This is a genomic window from Stappia sediminis, assembly GCF_009826895.1.
Taxonomy (GTDB): Bacteria; Pseudomonadota; Alphaproteobacteria; order Rhizobiales; family Stappiaceae; genus Hongsoonwoonella; species Hongsoonwoonella sediminis.
In genome coordinates this window covers 1,030,857-1,048,641 of the sequence record NZ_WUMV01000003.1, presented here as the reverse complement: position 1 = coordinate 1,048,641, position 17,785 = coordinate 1,030,857, and the positions used below count along the sequence as shown (strand labels likewise).

Sequence of the window (17,785 nt, the reverse complement as noted above, 5' to 3'; positions counted from 1 at the left end):
ACACTGATTCGGATCTGCCGAGAGACGGGAAATGAGGTTCAAGGGAAAGTCCTTCATAGCGATCGTGCTGACGCCGGAACGGCCGTTCGAGGCGTGGTTTGCCGAGGTCGACCGCATCATTTCACGTTCGCCGGGCTTCTTCCTCAACAGGCCGATCATCCTCGATGCGCGCGGCAGTTCCATGTCGGTCGACGAACTGGAGCATGTTCTTGCAGGCGTGAAGGAACGCTCGATCCAGGTGATGGGGATCGAGGGCATAGCCTCGAACAAGCTCAAGGACGGGATGCCGCCCAGCATCTCCGGCGGAAAGGCGACCAAGGACGTCGAGGGGCCCGCAGAGGAAGCCGCTCCGCAAGCGGCGGCAAAACCGTCGACAGCCGACAAGGAGCCCGCGGAGGAGGTTCCGGTCGCCGAGGAAAGCGCCTCCGGCTCCGGCAAGTCGATCCTGATTACCGAGCCGGTACGCTCCGGCCAAAGCATCATGAACGCCGACGGCGACGTGACCGTCGTGGGCTCCGTCGGTTCGGGTGCGGAGGTCATTGCCGGCGGCTCGATCCACATTTACGGGGCACTGCGCGGGCGCGCGCTTGCCGGCGTATCGGGCAACGAGCAGGCCAGGATCTTCTGCTCGAAACTCGACGCCGAACTGGTCGCAATCAACGGAATGTACAAGGTGGCCGACGATTTCGACCGCAATCACCTGCAATCGGCGATGCAAATTCGCCTCGAGCAGGACAGCTTGATCTTCGAGAAATTGGCCTGACCTCAACGACGGGACGAAAATCCATGACGGACGGCAAGGTTATCGTGGTTACCTCCGGCAAGGGAGGCGTCGGCAAGACAACCTCAACGGCGGCAATCGCTTCAGCGCTGGCGAAAGACGGCGAGCGCGTTTGCGCGGTCGATTTCGACGTCGGCCTCCGGAACCTGGACCTCATCATGGGCGCGGAACGGCGCGTCGTGTTCGATCTGGTCAACGTGGTGCGGGGCGAAGCATCGATCAAGCAGGCGCTTGTGCGCGACAAGAGGCTCGATACGCTGTTTCTCCTGCCCGCTTCGCAGACGCGCGACAAGGACGCGCTGACCGATGAAGGCGTGGCGAGCGTCATAAACGAACTCAGGATGTCCTTCGACTGGATCATCTGCGACAGCCCGGCCGGCATCGAGCGCGGGGCAACGCTTGCCATGCGCTATGCCGATGCGGCGATCATCGTCTCCAACCCGGAGGTTTCCTCGGTTCGCGACTGCGACCGCATCATCGGGCTTTTGGATGCAAAGACGATCGTCGCCGAGAACGGCGGACGGATGCCCAAACATCTCCTGGTCACCCGTTTCGACGCGGAGCGTGCAAAGACCGGCGAAATGCTGGCGATCGAGGACATGGTCGACATCCTTTCCGTCCCGCTGCTCGGCGTCATTCCGGAAAGCAAGGATGTCCTGAAGGCCTCGAACGTCGGTTCGCCTGTCACGATCGCCAATGAAAACAGCGCTCCGGCAAGGGCCTACGTCGAGGCGGTGCGGCGCCTTCGCGGCGAGGATATCCCGGTCACGATCCCGGAGGACCGCAAAGGCATCTTCGGCAAGCTCTTCCGCGGGAGGGCCGCATGAACCTTCTCAGCCTGTTTTCGAAGAAGGACAAAAGCGCGTCTGTCGCCAAGAACCGGCTGCAGATCCTGCTCGCGCACGAGCGTACCGGAAGCGGGCCGGACGCTACCTTGGTGTCGAAGCTTCGCGAAGACATCCTCGAGGTCATCAAGAAGCACATCGAAATCGACCCGGAAGCCGTGCAGATCGAAATGGACCGGGACGGCGAAGTGACAACGCTCGGCATTGACATCGAGCTTCCGGTCAAGGCGTCCGAGAACGCCTGACCAATACTTTATCCGGAGCACCCGCCGGCGAAGCGCATTCCCCGCGGCTGTCAGGATGCGCTCCAAAGCCATGTTCACGGACCGCTTTTGCGGTTTCCGGCATCTTCTTTTCCGTCCGGATGCCGAGGTTTATCCGCATCGGTTGACGCCATCCGAACCCGGGTTAGGGCACCAGTATTGCTGCGGCCGTTACTGCCGCGACGGCGCGAAATTCAACAAAATTCATCGATCGAGATCGCCAGTCGATCTTTCGCGGCAGTCCACCCCGCAAGGACCGGCAACGTCTGCGCGCCCCGCAGATGTCCACGCGGATATCCAAGCGTGATATAGTTGAATTCTAAGCGGGTTTACCTGCCCGCCACGTTCGACCGGGAGAGAAGGATGGCCGCCGGCCTGCTCGTTCGTTTGTCCGCACTGTGCCTGATGGCGGTGGGGCTTGCCGTGAGCGCGACGGTTGGACATGGCCAGCAGGATTCCGGCCAGCGACCGCTTGCCGTCGTCGCGGCGATCGAAGGCGCGATCGGCCCTTCCACGACCCGCTACGTCACCAATGCGATAAAGGCTGCCGGGGAACGCGATGCGGATATCCTCGTTCTTCGGCTGGACACGCCCGGCGGCCTTGCAAGCAGCATGCGAGAGATCATCTCCGAAATCCTGTCTTCAGAAGTCCCGGTCGCGGGCTTCGTCGCGCCGCCGGGCGCGCATGCGGCAAGTGCCGGCACCTATATACTTTACGCAACGGGAGTTGCGGCGATGGCGCCAGGCACGAACCTGGGTGCCGCGACCCCGATCCAGATCGGCGGCGGCCTGCCGAAACTGCCCGGGTCGGACGAGCCGGCAGAGAAAGACGGCGAAAAATCGCCACCTCAAAACACCGACCCGAAGTCGGCCAAGGCCGTCAACGACGCGGCCGCCCTCATCCGCAGCCTCGCAGAGATACACGGGCGCAACGTCGAATGGGCAGAAAAAGCCGTACGCGAAGCCGCCAGCCTGACGGCCGCCGAAGCGCTGGAGATCAACGTCATCGACCTTGTGGCCGAAGATATTCCGATGCTGCTTAACGCCGTCGATGGCCGCGTGGTGACGGCGAACGGGAAAAAGGTCACGCTGACGACCCGCAATGCAACGACGGAGACCTTCGAGCCAGGCGCGCTCACGCGTCTGCTTGCAATCCTTTCGAACCCCAATGTCGCGCTCATCCTGATGATGATCGGCGTCTACGGGCTGATCTTCGAATTCGCCAATCCCGGCAGCATCGGCCCCGGTGTGATCGGCGTCATCTGTCTCGTGCTCGGCCTTTATGCACTCAATCAACTGCCGCTGGACTATACAGGCCTTGCGCTCGTCGGCCTTGGCGTCGCCTTCATGGTCGCAGAAGCCGTGACGCCGACATTCGGCGTGCTGGGCGTCGGCGGGCTCGCATCTTTCGTCATCGGAGCCGCTCTCCTCGTCGATACGGACATCCCCGCCTATCAGGTTTCATGGTGGGTGATCGCCGTGATGGCCGGGCTTTCCGCGGCCGCCCTCATTGTGCTGATCGGATATCTCTGGCGGGTTCACAAAAGGGGCCTCGTCGACAACGTCTCGCAACTGGCGGGAATCGAAGCGGAAATTCTCGACTGGTCGGGCGGAGAAGGCCACGTCTGGGCGGAAGGCGAGCGATGGCACGCGAAAGGCAAGGTCCCGTTCAAGCCCGGAGAGATGGTGCGCGTCTCGAAACTGGATGGCCTGACGCTGATCGTCGACCCGCTCACAGGCGATAACGCTGCGCCCGCAACGGCATCGCCGAAACGCCAAGGAGCCTGAACCATGCTGTTCGACTGGATCGGCTACGCCGTTATCGGCGTCATTGTCATAATGTTCTTCGCCTCGGCGATCCGCATTTTCCGCGAGTACGAGCGGGGCGTTGTCTTCACGCTTGGCCGTTTTTCAAGGGTTTGCGGACCGGGATTCGTGATCATCATCCCGGTCGTGCAGCAGGTCGTGCGAACGGACCTGCGCATGTTCGTTGAAGACGTGCCGAGCCAGGACGTCATCTCCCGCGACAACGTGTCAGTGAAGGTAAACGCGGTCATATATTATCGTATTATCGATCCGCAGCGTGCGATCATCAATGTCGAAAACTACACATCCGCAACAAGCCAGCTGGCTCAGACCACATTACGTTCCGTACTTGGCAAACACGAACTGGACGAAATGCTGGCGGAGCGCGACAAGCTCAATGCCGATATTCAGGAAATACTTGACCGACAGACCGACAACTGGGGCATCAAGGTTTCCAACGTCGAGATCAAGCATGTCGACATCGACGAGAGCATGATCCGCGCGATCGCCAAACAGGCGGAGGCCGAACGCGTGCGCCGTGCCAAGATCATCAACGCGGAAGGCGAGCAGCAGGCGGCCCAAAAGCTTGCGGAAGCAGGCGAAATCCTTGCGAAACAGCCGAATGCCATGCAGTTGCGTTTCTTCGGGGCCGTACACGATATCGCCGGAGACAAAAGCTCGACGATCGTCTTCCCGCTGCCGATCGAGTTGATGAAGGCCCTGGAAGGGATGACCAAAAAACCGGATGGCGACGGGCCGAAAGACGGCTGATCCCGGCTTCCAGCAGCAGTGAGGAAAATTCCCTGGCGGCCGAATTCGTTTCAAACGGGCGGCAAAAAGGTGAATCAGAATTCCCGCATCCGCCCGCACGCGGCTTAAGAGGACGATCACGTCACGTCCCACGGATACGCTACATATTCCCTAACGTTATCCGACGATGCTGTAGCCGCCGTCGATGTAGTGGATGCCACCGGTGACATTCGCCGCCTCGGGGCTTGCGAGAAACGCCGCGAAGGCTCCGACCTCCTCTATGGTCGCAAGCTGATGGGTGGGCGCGCGGTCCGCGGCCTCGTTCAACATCTCGTCGAATTCGGCGATTCCCGATGCCGCGCGCGTCTTCAACGGCCCAGGCGAAAGGGCGTGCACCGAGATCATTTTCGGGCCGAGTTCCGCAGCGGCATAACGGGTGGCCGTCTCGAGCGCGGCCTTGACCGGCCCCATGATGTTGTAATTGCCGACGACCTTCTGCGCGCCGTGGAAGGAAACGGTCATGCAGGTGCCGCCGTGCGGCATCAGCGGTTCGGCCCGCTTCAGGATGCGCAGGAACGAGTGCACGGAAATATCCATGGCGATGGCGAAACCTTTCGCCGAACAATCGATCACGCGGCCTTGCAGGTCTTCCTTCGGGCAATAGGCGATCGAGTGGACGACCGTGTCGAGCCGGCCCCATGTTCTGGAGATTTCGGAAAACAGCGCGTCGAGTTCGTCTTCGCTGCCGACATCGAGCGGCATGACGATCGGCGCGCCAATCTGTTCGGCAAGCGGGCGAACGTGGGGCTCGGCCTTTTCGTTCAGATAGGTGATCGCGACTTCCGCACCGTTTCGATGCAGCGCCTTCGCGCAGCCCCATGCGATCGACTGATCGTTGGCAACGCCAATGACAAGAGCTTTCTGGCCGGTCAGATCGAACATCGCACAGCACTCCAGAAGAGGCTTTCGAATTTGATGCATCTTATATTGCAGCGCAATAAAGGCGATGTGAAGCCGCAATTGCGAAGATGCATCCCGTCACGGGCTTCTTCTGCCAGGCAATCGAACCGCTAAGTCCGGACCGCTTTTGTACTCTCTCGCAGGACGAGTTCGATCGGCAGAATCTCGGGCCCGGCGGCGCGCGCCGCGAGACGGTCCTCGTCGTCACCATCGATGAGATCCAGAAGCAGGCGCGCCGCCTTCCGCCCGATGCGCGCGCGCGGCTGATGGACGGTGGTGAGCGCGGGGACGAAGCGCTTCGAAATCTCGATATCGTCGAAGCCGACGACGGAAACGGCGTCGGGCACCTCAAGTCCGTTGCGGTGAAGCTCCGAGATAAAACCGAAGGCCATTTCGTCACTGGAGCAGAAAACCGCCGTCGGCCTTTCCTTCAAGGAAAGCCAGGCACGCGCGGCCCCGGCACCCGAAGCCATGGTGAAATCGCCTGGAAAGAACCAGTCTTCGCGGATTTCAAGATCAGCCTCGAGAATGGCATCGCGCGCGCCGCGCCGCCGCTCGACCGTGAGGACGTTTTCAGGAGGGCCCATGACATGGCCGATTTTCGTGTGACCAAGCTCGACGAGATGACGGATGGCGAGGCGCGCGCCTTGCGAATTATCGATCCTGACAGAGGGATAACCGTCTTCGGAAAGCCATTCGCAGGCGAAGATGAGCGGCGGCAGGCTGGACGAGGTCTCCTGCCCGCGCGCGATAACGCCCTTGAGCGTTCCATCAAGCAGGATGAGGCCATCGGCCCGGTTGTTGTTCAGATATTCAAGGATACGCTGCTCGCTGTGCGGGGGCTGGGCGGTATCGGCGATCAGCACGTTGTAGCCGGCGGGAGCGATCTCGGACGCTATTGCCGACAGGATCGCCGAAAAGAACGGATTGGCGAGATTGGGCACAAGCACGACGATGGAGCCCGTGCGGCGGCGACGCAGGTTCCGCGCGGCATAATTTATCGTATAGCCGGTCTTCTCGACAGCGGCGAGAACGCGCTCGCGCGTTTCCTTCGAGACCCTTTCGGGATGCGACAGCGCGCGGCTGACGGTGGCGGTCGAAACGCCGGCTGCCGTTGCCACATCGCGGATCCTCGGAAGGGGTTTGATCATCTGCTCAAAGGCCCTGTCAGGTTGCGGGCGGCGGCGCCTGGACATCCATGCGCCGCAGGAGGGCCTTCTTTTGCGCGGCTTTTTCCGGAATTTCAAACCGGATCGTAAAAACGCAGCGCAATGCCCTCTTGTAATCGATTACATGATAGTGTAGAACAATATGTAATCGATTACAAAGACATTTGCGGAACACGGCTCATGTCCCTGACAAGGGGACCGAATCGGGATCGCGGACCACACAAGAAAGAGAATGTCGGCCGGTAATTCCGGCAAGACGCATTCCGAATTCCAGATCGATGAACGACGCAAAGAGTTCGCAAGAAAAGCGGGCCGCGCCAGTTTCAAAAATGCTCTGGAAGATTAAATGCGATCAACTTTTCTGCGTTCAGGCGAATGCACCTGAACGCAGAAAAGTTGATCCAGGGAGGAACAGATGAAGACGATCAAGGGCCCCGCGCTCTTCCTCGCCCAGTTCGCGGGCGACGACGCCCCCTTCAACTCCTGGGACGCCATCACCCGCTGGGCTGCCGACTGCGGCTACGCCGGCGTGCAGGTGCCGAGCTGGGATGCACGCCTGTTCGACCTCGACAAGGCTGCTTCCTCCAAGGACTATTGCGACGAATTCAAGGGCAAGGCGCGCGAGAACGGCGTGGAGGTGACCGACCTTTCGACGCATCTGCAGGGCCAGCTTGTCGCCGTCCACCCCGCTTATGACGAAGCCTTCGACGGCTTCACGACGCCGGAAAACCGGGGCAACCCGAAAGCGCGGCAGGAATGGGCCGTCGACCAGGTGAAAAAGGCGCTGACCGCCTCAAGGAACCTGGGGCTTGAAACGCTTGTCTCATTCTCCGGCGCGCTGGCCTGGCCCTACGTCTACCCGTGGCCGCAGCGCCCTGCAGGCCTGATCGAGACCGCCTTCGACGAACTGGCGCGGCGGTGGCGGCCGATCCTCGACCATGCCGAGGACTGCGGCGTCGACGTCTGCTACGAGATCCACCCCGGCGAGGACCTGCACGACGGCATCACCTACGAGATGTTCCTCGAACGCGTGGACAATCACGCGCGGGCTAACATGCTCTACGACCCGTCGCACTACATCCTCCAGTGCCTCGACTATCTCGACAATATCGACATCTACCGCGACCGGATCCGGATGTTCCACGTCAAGGACGCGGAGTTCAACCCGACCGGGCGCCAGGGCGTCTACTCCGGCTACCAGAGCTGGGTGAACCGGGCGGGCCGCTTCCGCTCGCTCGGCGACGGGCAGGTCGATTTCGGGGCGGTATTCTCCAAGATGGCGGCGAACGACTTCAACGGCTGGGCGGTCGTTGAATGGGAATGCTGCCTGAAGCACCCCGAAGACGGCGCGCGCGAGGGAGCCGAATTCGTCCGCAGCCACATCATCCGCGTGACGGAAAAGGCCTTCGACGATTTCGCAGGCGGCGGAGCGGATGAAGCCGCGAACCGCCGCATGCTCGGTCTGGAGGGCTGAAGCCATGACGATCAAGGGATCGAGCGAGAACCGCCCTGCCCGCATCCGCCTTGGCATGGTGGGCGGCGGCAAGGACGCCTTCATCGGCGCTGTGCACCGCATTGCGGCCCGCCTTGACGACCAGTTCGAGCTGGTGGCGGGCGCGCTTTCCTCCACCACGGAAAAAGCGCAGGAATCCGGAAGGCTGCTCGGCCTTGCCGACGACCGCATCTACACAAGCTTCCGCGACATGGCGATCCGCGAAAACCGGATCAAGGGCGGTATCGAGGCGGTTGCCATCGTCACGCCGAACCACATGCACTATCAGGCCGCGCGCGAGTTCCTGAAGCGCGGCATCCATGTGATCTGCGACAAGCCGCTGACCTCCACGCTGCCGGACGCGAAGAAGCTTGCCGCACTTGCCGAGCAATCCGGCGCGCTTTTCGTGCTGACCCACAATTACACCGGCTATCCGATGATCCGGCAGGCGCGGGATATGGTGCGCAGGGGCGAGCTTGGCGAAATCCGCGTCGTGCAGGCGGAATACGCCCAGGACTGGCTGGCCGAACCGCTGGAACGCTCCGGCCTGAAGCAGGCGGAATGGCGCACCGACCCGGAGCGTTCGGGCGCGGGCGGCTGTGTCGGCGATATCGGCACGCACGCCTTCAACCTCGCCTCCTTCGTGACCGGACTTCAGCTTGAAAGCCTGAGCGCGGACCTTCACACCTTCGTGGAAGGCCGGGCGCTGGACGACAATGTGCACGTGATGATGCGCTTTGCCGGCGGCGCGAAGGGCATGCTCTGGTCAAGCCAGGTGGCGACCGGCAACGAGAACGCCCTGACGCTTCGCGTCTACGGCTCAAAGGGCGGGATCGAATGGGCCCAGGAAGAGCCCAACAAGCTGTGGTTTACCCCGCTTGGCGAACCGAAGCGGCTAATCACCCGTGCAGGCGCCGGCGCAGGCGAAGCAGCGGCGCGCATGAGCCGCGTGCCGGCAGGCCACCCGGAAGGCTATCTCGAAGGGTTCGCCAATATCTACGCGGAGGCTGCGCGCGCCATAATCGCGAAGCGCAACGGCGAGACGATCCCGAACGACGTGATCTTCCCCACGGTGCAGGACGGTGTGGCGGGCGTCGCCTTCGTGGATGCCTGCGTCAGGTCTTCCAAACGCAATGCCGCCTGGGTCACCCCTTGAGGGCAATGCCATGCAACCGGCCCCGCAAACGACAGCCAGAACCGCCACGAGCGCCGCACATGCGCCGATCCTCGCGCTTGCCGGGGTCTCGCGCTCGTTCGGTCCGGTACAGGTTCTCTTCGACGTAGACTTCGACCTTTACCCCGGCGAGGTGCATGCGCTGATCGGCGAGAACGGCGCCGGCAAGTCGACCATGATGAAGATCCTGTCCGGCTACCTTGAGCCGACCACTGGCGAGGTGATGCTGGACGGAGCGCCCGTGAGCTTCACTTCCAGCGAGGATGCCGAGGACCGGGGCGTCGTGCTGATCCACCAGGAATTCAACCTGGCCGACCAGCTTTCCGTCGAGCAGAACATCTTCCTCGGCCGGGAACTGAAGCGCGGGCTCTTCCTGGACCACAAGGCGATGCGCGCCACCACCAACGAACTTCTGGCGCGGCTTGAGACGAAGACGCCCGCGTGGGCAACCGTTTCGAAAATATCCGTTCCCGAAAAGCAGATGGTGGAGATCGCCAAGGCGCTTTCGCGAGAAGCGCGCGTGCTGATCATGGACGAACCGACGGCGGTGCTGACGCGCAACGAAGCGGAAATCCTGTTCAGGCAGATCGAGCGGCTGAAGGCGCAAGGCACCGCGATCCTCTATACCTCGCACAAGCTGGACGAGGTGGCGCGGATCGCCGACCGGGTGACGGTGCTGCGCGACGGACGCCACGTGCTGACCGCACCCGCTTCCGAGCTTAGCGAAGACGCGATGGCCGAGGCGATGGTGGGGCGCGAGCTTTCCAACCTCTTCCCGGACAAGGCGGACGCGAACGCAGCCGAGACGGTGCTTGTCCTGAAGGATTTCTCCGTTCCCGGCATCGTCGAAAACGCGAACTTCGAGCTACGCAGGGGCGAGATCCTGGGCTTTGCCGGCCTTGTCGGCTCGGGCCGCACGGAACTGATGGAAGGGCTGATCGGCATCCGCCCGGCGACGGGCGAAATCCGCGTCAACGGCAAGGCCCGGCAGATCCGCTCCGTCGACGACGCGAGAAAAGCGGGCATTGCCTATCTGACCGAAGACCGCAAGGAACGCGGCCTCCTGCTGAACCAGGGCATGCGCCCCAACCTGACGCTGCTGGCGCTGCAGAAATTCAGCCGCATCCTCATCGACCGGGACGCGGAGGAAAAGGCGCTCGACCGCTCGATCCGCGAATTCGACATCCGCGCACCATCGCGCGAGATCAAGGTCGCCAACCTTTCCGGCGGCAACCAGCAGAAGCTTCTCCTCGCCAAGACGATGCTGGCGGAACCGGAGATCGTCATCATCGACGAGCCGACGCGCGGCATCGACATCGGCACCAAGCAGCAGATCTACCAGTTCGTCCGACGCCTCGCGGACGAGGGCAGGAGCGTCATCATCATTTCCTCCGAAATGGCGGAGGTGATCGGCCTCGCCACGCGCGTGGCGGTAATGCGCACGGGCCGCATCGCAGGCACGCTGAAAGGCGGAGACATCAACGAAGACGCCATCGTGCGCCTTGCCATGGGGCTGGAAAAAAAGGCGGAAGGCAATGACTGATGCGACCACAGCAGGGACAGCGGCAGTGAAAACCGGCAGGCCGTCACTCGACCTTCACGTCATCGGGCCGATCGTGGCGCTTCTGGCGCTCATTCTCATCGGCGCGCTGATGAACCCGAACTTCCTGAGCTACGGCAACGTGACGAACGTGCTCGCCCGCTCCGCCTTCATCGGCATCATCGCCGTCGGCATGACATTCGTCATCACCGCGGGCGGGCTCGACCTTTCCGTCGGTTCCATGGCCGCCTTCATCGCGGGGCTCATGATCATCGTCATGAACGCGCTGGTGCCAACACTCGGCACCGGATGGCCGACGATCCTCGCCGGCATGGCGGCGGCGCTCGCCATCGGCTTCGCAGCCGGCCTCTTCAACGGCCTGCTGATCACGCAGGCGCGAATAGAAGCCTTCATCGTCACGCTTGGCAGCATGGGCATCTTCCGCTCTCTCGTCACCTGGCTTGCCGACGGAGGCACGCTTTCGCTCAACTTCAGCGTCCGCGAGGTCTACCGGCCCGTCTATTACGACGGCATCTTCGGCATCGCCTGGCCGATCATCGTTTTCCTGGCGATCGCGGCTCTTGGCGAGATCGTCATGCGGCACACGGCGTTCGGGCGGCACTGCGCGGCGATCGGCTCCAACGAACAGGTGGCGCGCTATTCCGCCGTCCACGTCGACCGGGCGCGGCTTGCGGGTTATGTGCTGCTCGGCGTTCTGGTCGGCGTTGCCACGATCATGTACGTACCGCGGCTTGGCTCCGCGTCGAGCTCCACAGGCGTGCTGTGGGAGCTTGAAGCGATCGCGGCGGTGATCATCGGCGGCACGGTGCTCAAGGGCGGCTTCGGGCGCGTGTGGGGTACCGTCATCGGCGTGCTGATCCTCAACCTGATCGAAAACATCCTCAATCTCACGGACCTCGTCAGCCCCTATCTCAACGGGGCGATCCAGGGCGTGATCATCATTCTGGCCGTCGTTCTCCAGCGTCAGAAGAAAGCGACGCGGTAACGGCCGAACCGCCTGTTCGATACGGGACAGGACACTCAGAGGGAGAAACGCGATGGGAGTGAGAAACGCATTCAAGGCCCTGGCGGTCATGTCCATGATCGCCTTGCCGATGTCGGCGGCGGCCCAGGACAAGGCCACGATCGGCGTGTCCATTCCAGCCGCTACGCATGGCTGGGCAGGCGGCATGAACTATCACGCGCAGGCCGCGGTGAACCGGCTGGAGGAAGTCTATCCGCAGCTCGACTTCGTGCTGGCGACCGCCAGCGACCCCGGCAAGCAGGTGAGCGACATCGAGGACATGATGGCCACCCGCAACATCGACGCGCTCGTGGTGCTGCCGTTTGAATCCGACCCGCTCACGGGGCCGGTGAAGCGCGTGGCGGAAGCCGGAAAATGGGTCACCGTCGTCGACCGCGGCCTGTCCGAGGAAGGCATCGAGGACCTATACGTCGCCGGCGACAACCCGGGCTTCGGCCGGGTCGCGGGCGAATATTTCAGGCAACGGATGCCGGACGGCGGCAAGATCGTGGTCCTGCGCGGCATTCCCACCACCATCGACAACGAACGCGTGGAAGCCTTCCAGAAAGCGCTCGAGGGCAGCGGCATCGAGATCCTGGGCATGGAGCACGGCAACTGGAACCGCGACGACGCCTTCACCGTCATGCAGGACTTCCTGTCGAAATATCCGGAAATAAACGCGGTCTGGGCATCCGACGACGACATGGCCGTCGGCGTGCTTGAAGCCATCAACCAGGCAGGCCGCACCGACGAGATGTGGGTGCTGGGCGGCGCCGGAATGAAGGAAATGATCAAACGCGTCATGGACGGCGACAAGATGATCCCGGTGAACGTCACCTATCCGCCGGCGATGATCGCATCCGCTATCGAGATGACGGCGCTGAAGTTCGTCTCCAACGCGCCGGTCTCCGGCAGGTTCATCATCGGCTCGGTGCTGATCACGCCCGAAAACGCCGAAAGCTATTACTTCCCCGACAGCCCGTTCTGATCGGAACCTTCCGGAAAATCCCGGACGGCCCCCTTCTCGGGGGCCGTTTTTTTTCGCGTCTTCGCTTGCAGATCCGCCAATTGATCGGGAACAATCATGACGTTACGGAAATATTGCAGGTTTCCGGCATCGAAATCAGGCGGGAGCAAGGCCTTGTTCAACAACCCGAAGCTGATCGCAGCCCTTGCCCTGACCGGGGCCGTCGCGATCTGGGGCATCGTCGACACGCAGGGGCTGGCCGCCTTCGCGAACGAACTGGTCACCATCCAGTTCACGAGCCGGGCATGGTTCATCATGCTGACGGTGAGCTTCATGCTGTTCGTGTGCCTCGGCCTTGCGCTGTCGAAATACGGAAACGTCAAGCTCGGCGATGACAGGGACGAGCCGGAGTTTTCGACAATCTCCTGGCTGACGATGCTTTTCGCCGCCGGAATGGGCGTCGGCCTGCTCTATTGGGGAACGGCGGAACCGCTCACGCATTACTCCCTCATCGCCGAATACGAAGACGCGCGCAAGGCGGCAAGCACGGCCCTTTTCGTCACCAACTTTCACTGGGGGCTGCACGCCTGGGCGATCTACGGGCTGACGGGCCTGGTGATCGCCTATTTCGGTTTCCGGCGAGGATGCCCGAGCCTCGTCGGCGCGCCGATCGTTTATGCGCTTGGGCAAAACCGGATCACGTCCGCCGTCGCCTGGGTTTGCGATCTTCTGGCAATCGCGGCGATCGCCATCGGCGTCGGCGGATCGATCGCCATGGGCGTCTTCCAGGTGAAGGAGGGGGTGGACGCGCTGTTTTCCCTGAGCGGGACGGGGCTCGGGCTGACGCTTGCGATCTTCGTGGTGCTTTGCCTTGCCTATGCGCTGCCGCTCGTCGTCGATCTTTCGAAGGGCATGGCGGTCCTTTCCAACACCGCGATGGCGGTGGCGGGCGGCCTGCTGATCTTCGTGCTGCTGGCAGGGCCGACGCATTTCCTGATGGGCGGCGTGCTCCAGTCCATCGCCGATTACGCGGGCAACGTCCTCCAGCAAGGGTTTCGCACCTACACCTTCATGGACGAAAGGATCGGCGGCTGGTTCCAGGCCTGGACGCTGAACTACATGGTCTGGTGGCTCGCCTGGGCGCCCTTCGTCGGCGTCTTCATCGCCCGCATTTCGAGGGGACGGACGATCCGCGAGTTCATCGTCGGCGTGATCTTCGTGCCGACGGGCTTTTCGATTCTGTGGTTCGGCGTCTTCGGCGGGATCGGCATCTTTGGCGTGTTGAACACCGACCAGCCGATCATGGAACTGGTGCGCGACAACGTGAGCGCCGTCGCCTTCTTCGTGCTTCAGGGCCTGCCGCTGTCTTCGCTGACCATCGCGGCGGTCGTAATTGCCGCGTTCCTTTTCATCGTGACGAGCGTCGTCAGCGCGGCCTTCGTGCTCGGCATGTTTTCGACCGGCGGCGACCTGAACCCGAGCGCGCGCGTGAAATTGAGCTGGGGCGTCGTGCTGGGCGCGCTAGGCCTCGTCATGATCCTGTCAGGCAGCATCGACGCCGTGAAGTCCATCATCGCGCTCGGCGCGCTGCCCTTCGTCTTCATCGTCATGCTGCTGGTGGTCTGTTTCCTGAAGGTCCTCAGGCACGAGAAGGTATCCACGAAATGAGCAACCTTACCGACACCATCCTGAATATCGAGGTCTTCGCCTTCATCGCGCTGCTTGCGTGGATCTACCTCGCGCCGATCGGCGTGGATGCGCCCAAGGATGGAGGCGGCGGTACGCCCGGCCGCTGATTCATGCCGGCCCCGCTGTTTCAATCCGCAGCCCGGTCGCAAAGGTGAAAGCCCCGCCTTGCTCCTGCCGATTGAGCGATATCAACGCGACGTCAGGCATCGGCTATAGTCTGACACACCATGCAACCCGCGACCGAGCCTGCGCCGCAAATCGTCTTCGACGTCAAGAACGTGACCAAGGTGTACCATACCGGGGACGTGGACGTGCGCGCACTAAACGGGGTGAGCCTGAAGCTTTACGAGGCGGAGATGGCCGTTCTTCTCGGCCCCTCGGGCAGCGGCAAGTCCACGCTTCTCAACATACTCGGCGGGCTCGATCAGGCAACGAGCGGCACGGTGCATTTTCGCGGACAGAACCTGACCGCGTTTTCCGAGCGTCAACTGACGCGCTACCGGCGGGAAAACGTCGGCTTCGTGTTCCAGTTCTACAACCTCATCCCGAGCCTGACCGCCTGGGAGAACGTGGCGCTGGTGACGGAAGTCGCGAAAGATCCGATGCCACCCGACGAAGCGCTTGCCATGGTCGATCTTTCCAACCGGATGACGCATTTCCCGGCCCAGCTTTCCGGCGGCGAGCAGCAGCGTGTCGCAATTGCCCGAGCCATCGCCAAGCGGCCGGAAGTTCTCCTGTGCGACGAGCCGACGGGTGCCCTCGATTCCAAGACCGGCATCCTGGTGCTGGAGGCGCTGACCCGCATCAACGAGGAACTGGGCACGACGACGGCGATCATCACCCATAACGCCGGCATTCAGGCGATCGCCCATCGGGTGATCAGCTTCATTGACGGCAGGATTGCCGCGACGCACGAAAACGACACGCGGATCGCGCCCGCCGAAGTGAGTTGGTAGCCATGCGCATGCTCGACCGCAAGCTCGTCCGCGATCTTATGCGCCTTTGGGCGCAAGGCATCGCGGTTGCGCTGGTCATGGCCTGCGGGGTGATGACGATCATCATCGCCGTCGGCGCATGGCGCTCGCTTGAAGAAACCCGCTCCGCCTTCTACGACCGCTACCGCTTCGCCTCCGTTTTCGCGTCCGCCACGCGGGCGCCGCGCACGCTCAAAGCGCGCATCGAAAACATTCCAGGTGTCGCGGCGGCGGAGCTGCGAACGGTCCATTTCACCCTTCTCGACGTGGAAGGAATGAAGGAACCCGCGACGGGCATCGCGATATCCCTGCCCGATTTCGGCGAGCCCGAGGCAAACCGCGTCTATATCCGCAAAGGGCGACTGCCGGAGCCGGCACGCACCGACGAAGTCGCCGTGAGCGAAACATTCGCCAATGCGCACGGACTGGAGCCGGGAAACAGGTTCCACGCGCTCCTGAACGGGCGAAAGCGCGAACTCACCATCACCGGCATCGTGCTGTCGCCGGAGTATATCTACGCCATCGGCCCCGGCGACATGGTGCCCGATCCGCGCCGCTTCGGCGTGCTCTACATGCCGGGCAAGGTGCTGGAAGGCATTTTCGACATGGAAGGCGCCTTCAACGACGTGGCTATCACCACGTTGAGGAACGCCAATACCGAGCGGATCATCGAACAGCTCGACGACATCCTGAAACCCTACGGCGGAACCGGCGCCTACGACCGCGAAGACCAGATGTCGCACGCCTTCCTCGACAGCGAGCTGACCTCGCTCAGGGCCATGGCGATGATCATCCCGCCGATCTTCCTCTTCATCTCCGCATTCCTCGTGAACATGATCCTGTCGCGCCTGATCGCGCTGGAGCGCGAGCAAATCGGCCTTTTGAAGGCGGTCGGCTACAGCAACCTCGACGTCGGCTGGCACTACGCGAAGCTCGTCATCGTGATATCGGTCGTGGGGCTTGCCATCGGCTCCCTCTTCGGCACATGGCTCGGACGCGGCCTTACGGAGCTTTACGCGAAGTTCTATTCCTTCCCATTCCTGATTTTCCGACAGACGTTCGATCTCTACCTGATCGCCGGCGGCATCACCGTGGCCTCAGCACTTGCGGGCGCGGCGAAGGCGATATGGACGACCGTCTCGCTGCCGCCGGCAGTCGCCATGCGCCCGCCCGCGCCGACCCGATACCGAAGCATTTTCCTGGCCCATTTGCAGGAGGTGCGCATCTTTTCCCAGCTTACCGTCATGGCGCTTCGCCATCTGATCCGCTGGCCCGTCAGGTCCGCGCTGACGACGCTTGGCACGGCACTTTCGGTGGCGCTGCTGATAACCGCCCTTTTTTCCTACGATTCCATCGACTTCATGATCGATGCGATCTTCTTCCGCGCCGACCGGCAGGACGCGACGCTGACCTTCAACAACGAACAGGGACCTTCCGCGCTGCAAAACGTGGAGTCCCTGCCCGGCGTGCTGAAAGCCGAAGGCTTCCGCACCACGCCGGTGATGCTGAGAAACGGACACTACGAACGCCGCGCCGCGATTACCGCGCTTCCCGACGATCCGGACCTTTCGCGCATTCTCGACCTCGACCTCAACCCCGTCCCGCCCGTTCCCGTCGGCCTGCTTTTGTCCGAACGCGTCGCGGACCTTCTGCACGTGCGCGTCGGCGACATGCTGGAAGTGGAACTGCAGGAAAAGGATGACCGGGTGGTGGAACTGCCCGTCACCGGCGTCATCCAGAGCTACATCGGGCTTGCCGTTTTCATGAGCCTTGAGGCGTTGAACCGGGTGATGATGGATGGGGACCGGATTTCCGGCGCGCGCATCCTCGTCGACGGCAACCGCCTCGACGACCTCTATGCCGAGATCAAGGCGACACCGGAGCTGGGCGCGATCTCGCTGCAGGACGTCTCGCGCAAGCTCTTTCGCTCGACGGTCGAGGAAAACATAACCATCATGACGACGCTTTACGTCGCACTTGCCGTCATTATCACTTTCGGCGTCATTTATAATTCCGCCCGTATCCAGCTTTCCGAACGCGCGCGGGAACTTGCGAGCCTGCGCGTCTTCGGTTTCACCCGGACGGAGGTTTCCGGCGTGCTTTTGACCGAACTCGGCATCATCGTGTTCGTGGCACAACCACTCGGCTGGGTGCTCGGCTACGGGTTTTCATGGTCCGTCGTCCAGGGTTTCGAAAGCGACATTTTCCGGATACCGCTGATCGTCTCTCCCGAAACATTCGCCGTCTCAAGCCTTGTCGTGCTGGGGGCAGCCGTAATCTCCGCCCTGATCGTCCGCCGCCGCGTCGACAGGCTCGACCTTGTGCGGGTTTTGAAGACCCGCGAGTAGTTG

General features: G+C 62.4%; 16 protein-coding genes. 14 read left to right on the top strand and 2 right to left on the bottom strand.

The genetic code is table 11. The annotated features are described in order from the left end of the window. Positions 1 to 31: 31 nt before the first annotated feature. From minC to GR183_RS11655, 5 genes are all read left to right on the top strand, one after another. Entirely contained in the window at positions 32 to 763 is a 732-nt protein-coding gene (gene minC / locus GR183_RS11675) for a septum site-determining protein MinC (protein WP_160775733.1), read from the top strand. A gap of 23 nt (positions 764 to 786) precedes the next feature. Continuing rightward, positions 787 to 1,608 (top strand): septum site-determining protein MinD, encoded by an 822-nt coding sequence (gene minD / locus GR183_RS11670; protein ID WP_160775732.1) that lies wholly within the window; start codon positions 787 to 789, stop codon positions 1,606 to 1,608. Next, positions 1,605 to 1,871, top strand: coding sequence for a cell division topological specificity factor MinE (minE, locus tag GR183_RS11665; RefSeq protein WP_160775731.1), 267 nt, complete (start codon positions 1,605 to 1,607; stop codon positions 1,869 to 1,871). Before minD ends, minE begins: the two co-directional genes overlap by 4 nt. Before the next feature lie 381 nt (positions 1,872 to 2,252). Beyond that, the gene (locus GR183_RS11660; RefSeq protein WP_160775730.1) at positions 2,253 to 3,677 is read left to right on the top strand and encodes an NfeD family protein; all 1,425 of its coding nucleotides are present in this window, start codon (positions 2,253 to 2,255) and stop codon (positions 3,675 to 3,677) included. A 3-nt stretch (positions 3,678 to 3,680) separates the two neighbouring features. After that, positions 3,681 to 4,466, top strand: a complete 786-nt coding sequence (locus GR183_RS11655; protein WP_160775729.1) for a slipin family protein — start codon at positions 3,681 to 3,683, stop codon at positions 4,464 to 4,466. Between the two features lie 156 nt (positions 4,467 to 4,622). On the opposite strand, the gene fabI is transcribed toward GR183_RS11655, so the two are convergent. Further along, positions 4,623 to 5,387: an enoyl-ACP reductase FabI gene (gene fabI / locus GR183_RS11650; protein ID WP_160775728.1), complete on the bottom strand. Its 765-nt coding sequence runs from the start codon at positions 5,385 to 5,387 to the stop codon at positions 4,623 to 4,625. 128 nt (positions 5,388 to 5,515) lie between these two features. Further along, positions 5,516 to 6,526: a LacI family DNA-binding transcriptional regulator gene (locus GR183_RS11645; protein ID WP_312846818.1), complete on the bottom strand. Its 1,011-nt coding sequence runs from the start codon at positions 6,524 to 6,526 to the stop codon at positions 5,516 to 5,518. A 463-nt stretch (positions 6,527 to 6,989) separates the two neighbouring features. On the opposite strand from GR183_RS11645, the gene GR183_RS11640 reads away from it, so the two are divergent. The 9 genes from GR183_RS11640 to GR183_RS11605 all read left to right on the top strand — a co-directional run bounded on the left by GR183_RS11640 (position 6,990) and on the right by GR183_RS11605 (position 17,782). Next, positions 6,990 to 8,048, top strand: coding sequence for a sugar phosphate isomerase/epimerase family protein (locus GR183_RS11640; RefSeq protein WP_160775726.1), 1,059 nt, complete (start codon positions 6,990 to 6,992; stop codon positions 8,046 to 8,048). A 4-nt stretch (positions 8,049 to 8,052) separates the two neighbouring features. After that, entirely contained in the window at positions 8,053 to 9,222 is a 1,170-nt protein-coding gene (locus GR183_RS11635; RefSeq protein WP_160775725.1) for a Gfo/Idh/MocA family protein, read from the top strand. A gap of 10 nt (positions 9,223 to 9,232) precedes the next feature. Further along, on the top strand, positions 9,233 to 10,783 hold the full coding sequence (locus tag GR183_RS11630) for a sugar ABC transporter ATP-binding protein (protein ID WP_160775724.1): 1,551 nt from the start codon (positions 9,233 to 9,235) through the stop codon (positions 10,781 to 10,783). Continuing rightward, positions 10,776 to 11,786 carry an ABC transporter permease gene (locus GR183_RS11625; protein ID WP_160775723.1) on the top strand — a complete coding sequence of 337 codons (1,011 nt, stop codon included), beginning with the start codon at positions 10,776 to 10,778 and terminating at the stop codon, positions 11,784 to 11,786. The genes GR183_RS11630 and GR183_RS11625 overlap by 8 nt, the downstream gene beginning before the upstream one ends. Positions 11,787 to 11,838: 52 nt before the next feature. Continuing rightward, positions 11,839 to 12,792 (top strand): ABC transporter substrate-binding protein, encoded by a 954-nt coding sequence (locus GR183_RS11620; protein ID WP_160775722.1) that lies wholly within the window; start codon positions 11,839 to 11,841, stop codon positions 12,790 to 12,792. A 153-nt stretch (positions 12,793 to 12,945) separates the two neighbouring features. Continuing rightward, positions 12,946 to 14,439, top strand: a complete 1,494-nt coding sequence (locus GR183_RS11615) for a BCCT family transporter (protein ID WP_160775721.1) — start codon at positions 12,946 to 12,948, stop codon at positions 14,437 to 14,439. Continuing rightward, on the top strand, positions 14,436 to 14,567 hold the full coding sequence (locus GR183_RS22195; protein WP_260513646.1) for a hypothetical protein: 132 nt from the start codon (positions 14,436 to 14,438) through the stop codon (positions 14,565 to 14,567). Before GR183_RS11615 ends, GR183_RS22195 begins: the two co-directional genes overlap by 4 nt. Before the next feature lie 120 nt (positions 14,568 to 14,687). Further along, positions 14,688 to 15,416 carry an ABC transporter ATP-binding protein gene (locus GR183_RS11610; RefSeq protein WP_202396003.1) on the top strand — a complete coding sequence of 243 codons (729 nt, stop codon included), beginning with the start codon at positions 14,688 to 14,690 and terminating at the stop codon, positions 15,414 to 15,416. Positions 15,417 to 15,418: 2 nt separating this feature from the next. Beyond that, positions 15,419 to 17,782, top strand: a complete 2,364-nt coding sequence (locus tag GR183_RS11605) for an ABC transporter permease (RefSeq protein ID WP_208999818.1) — start codon at positions 15,419 to 15,421, stop codon at positions 17,780 to 17,782. Positions 17,783 to 17,785: the final 3 nt, after the last annotated feature.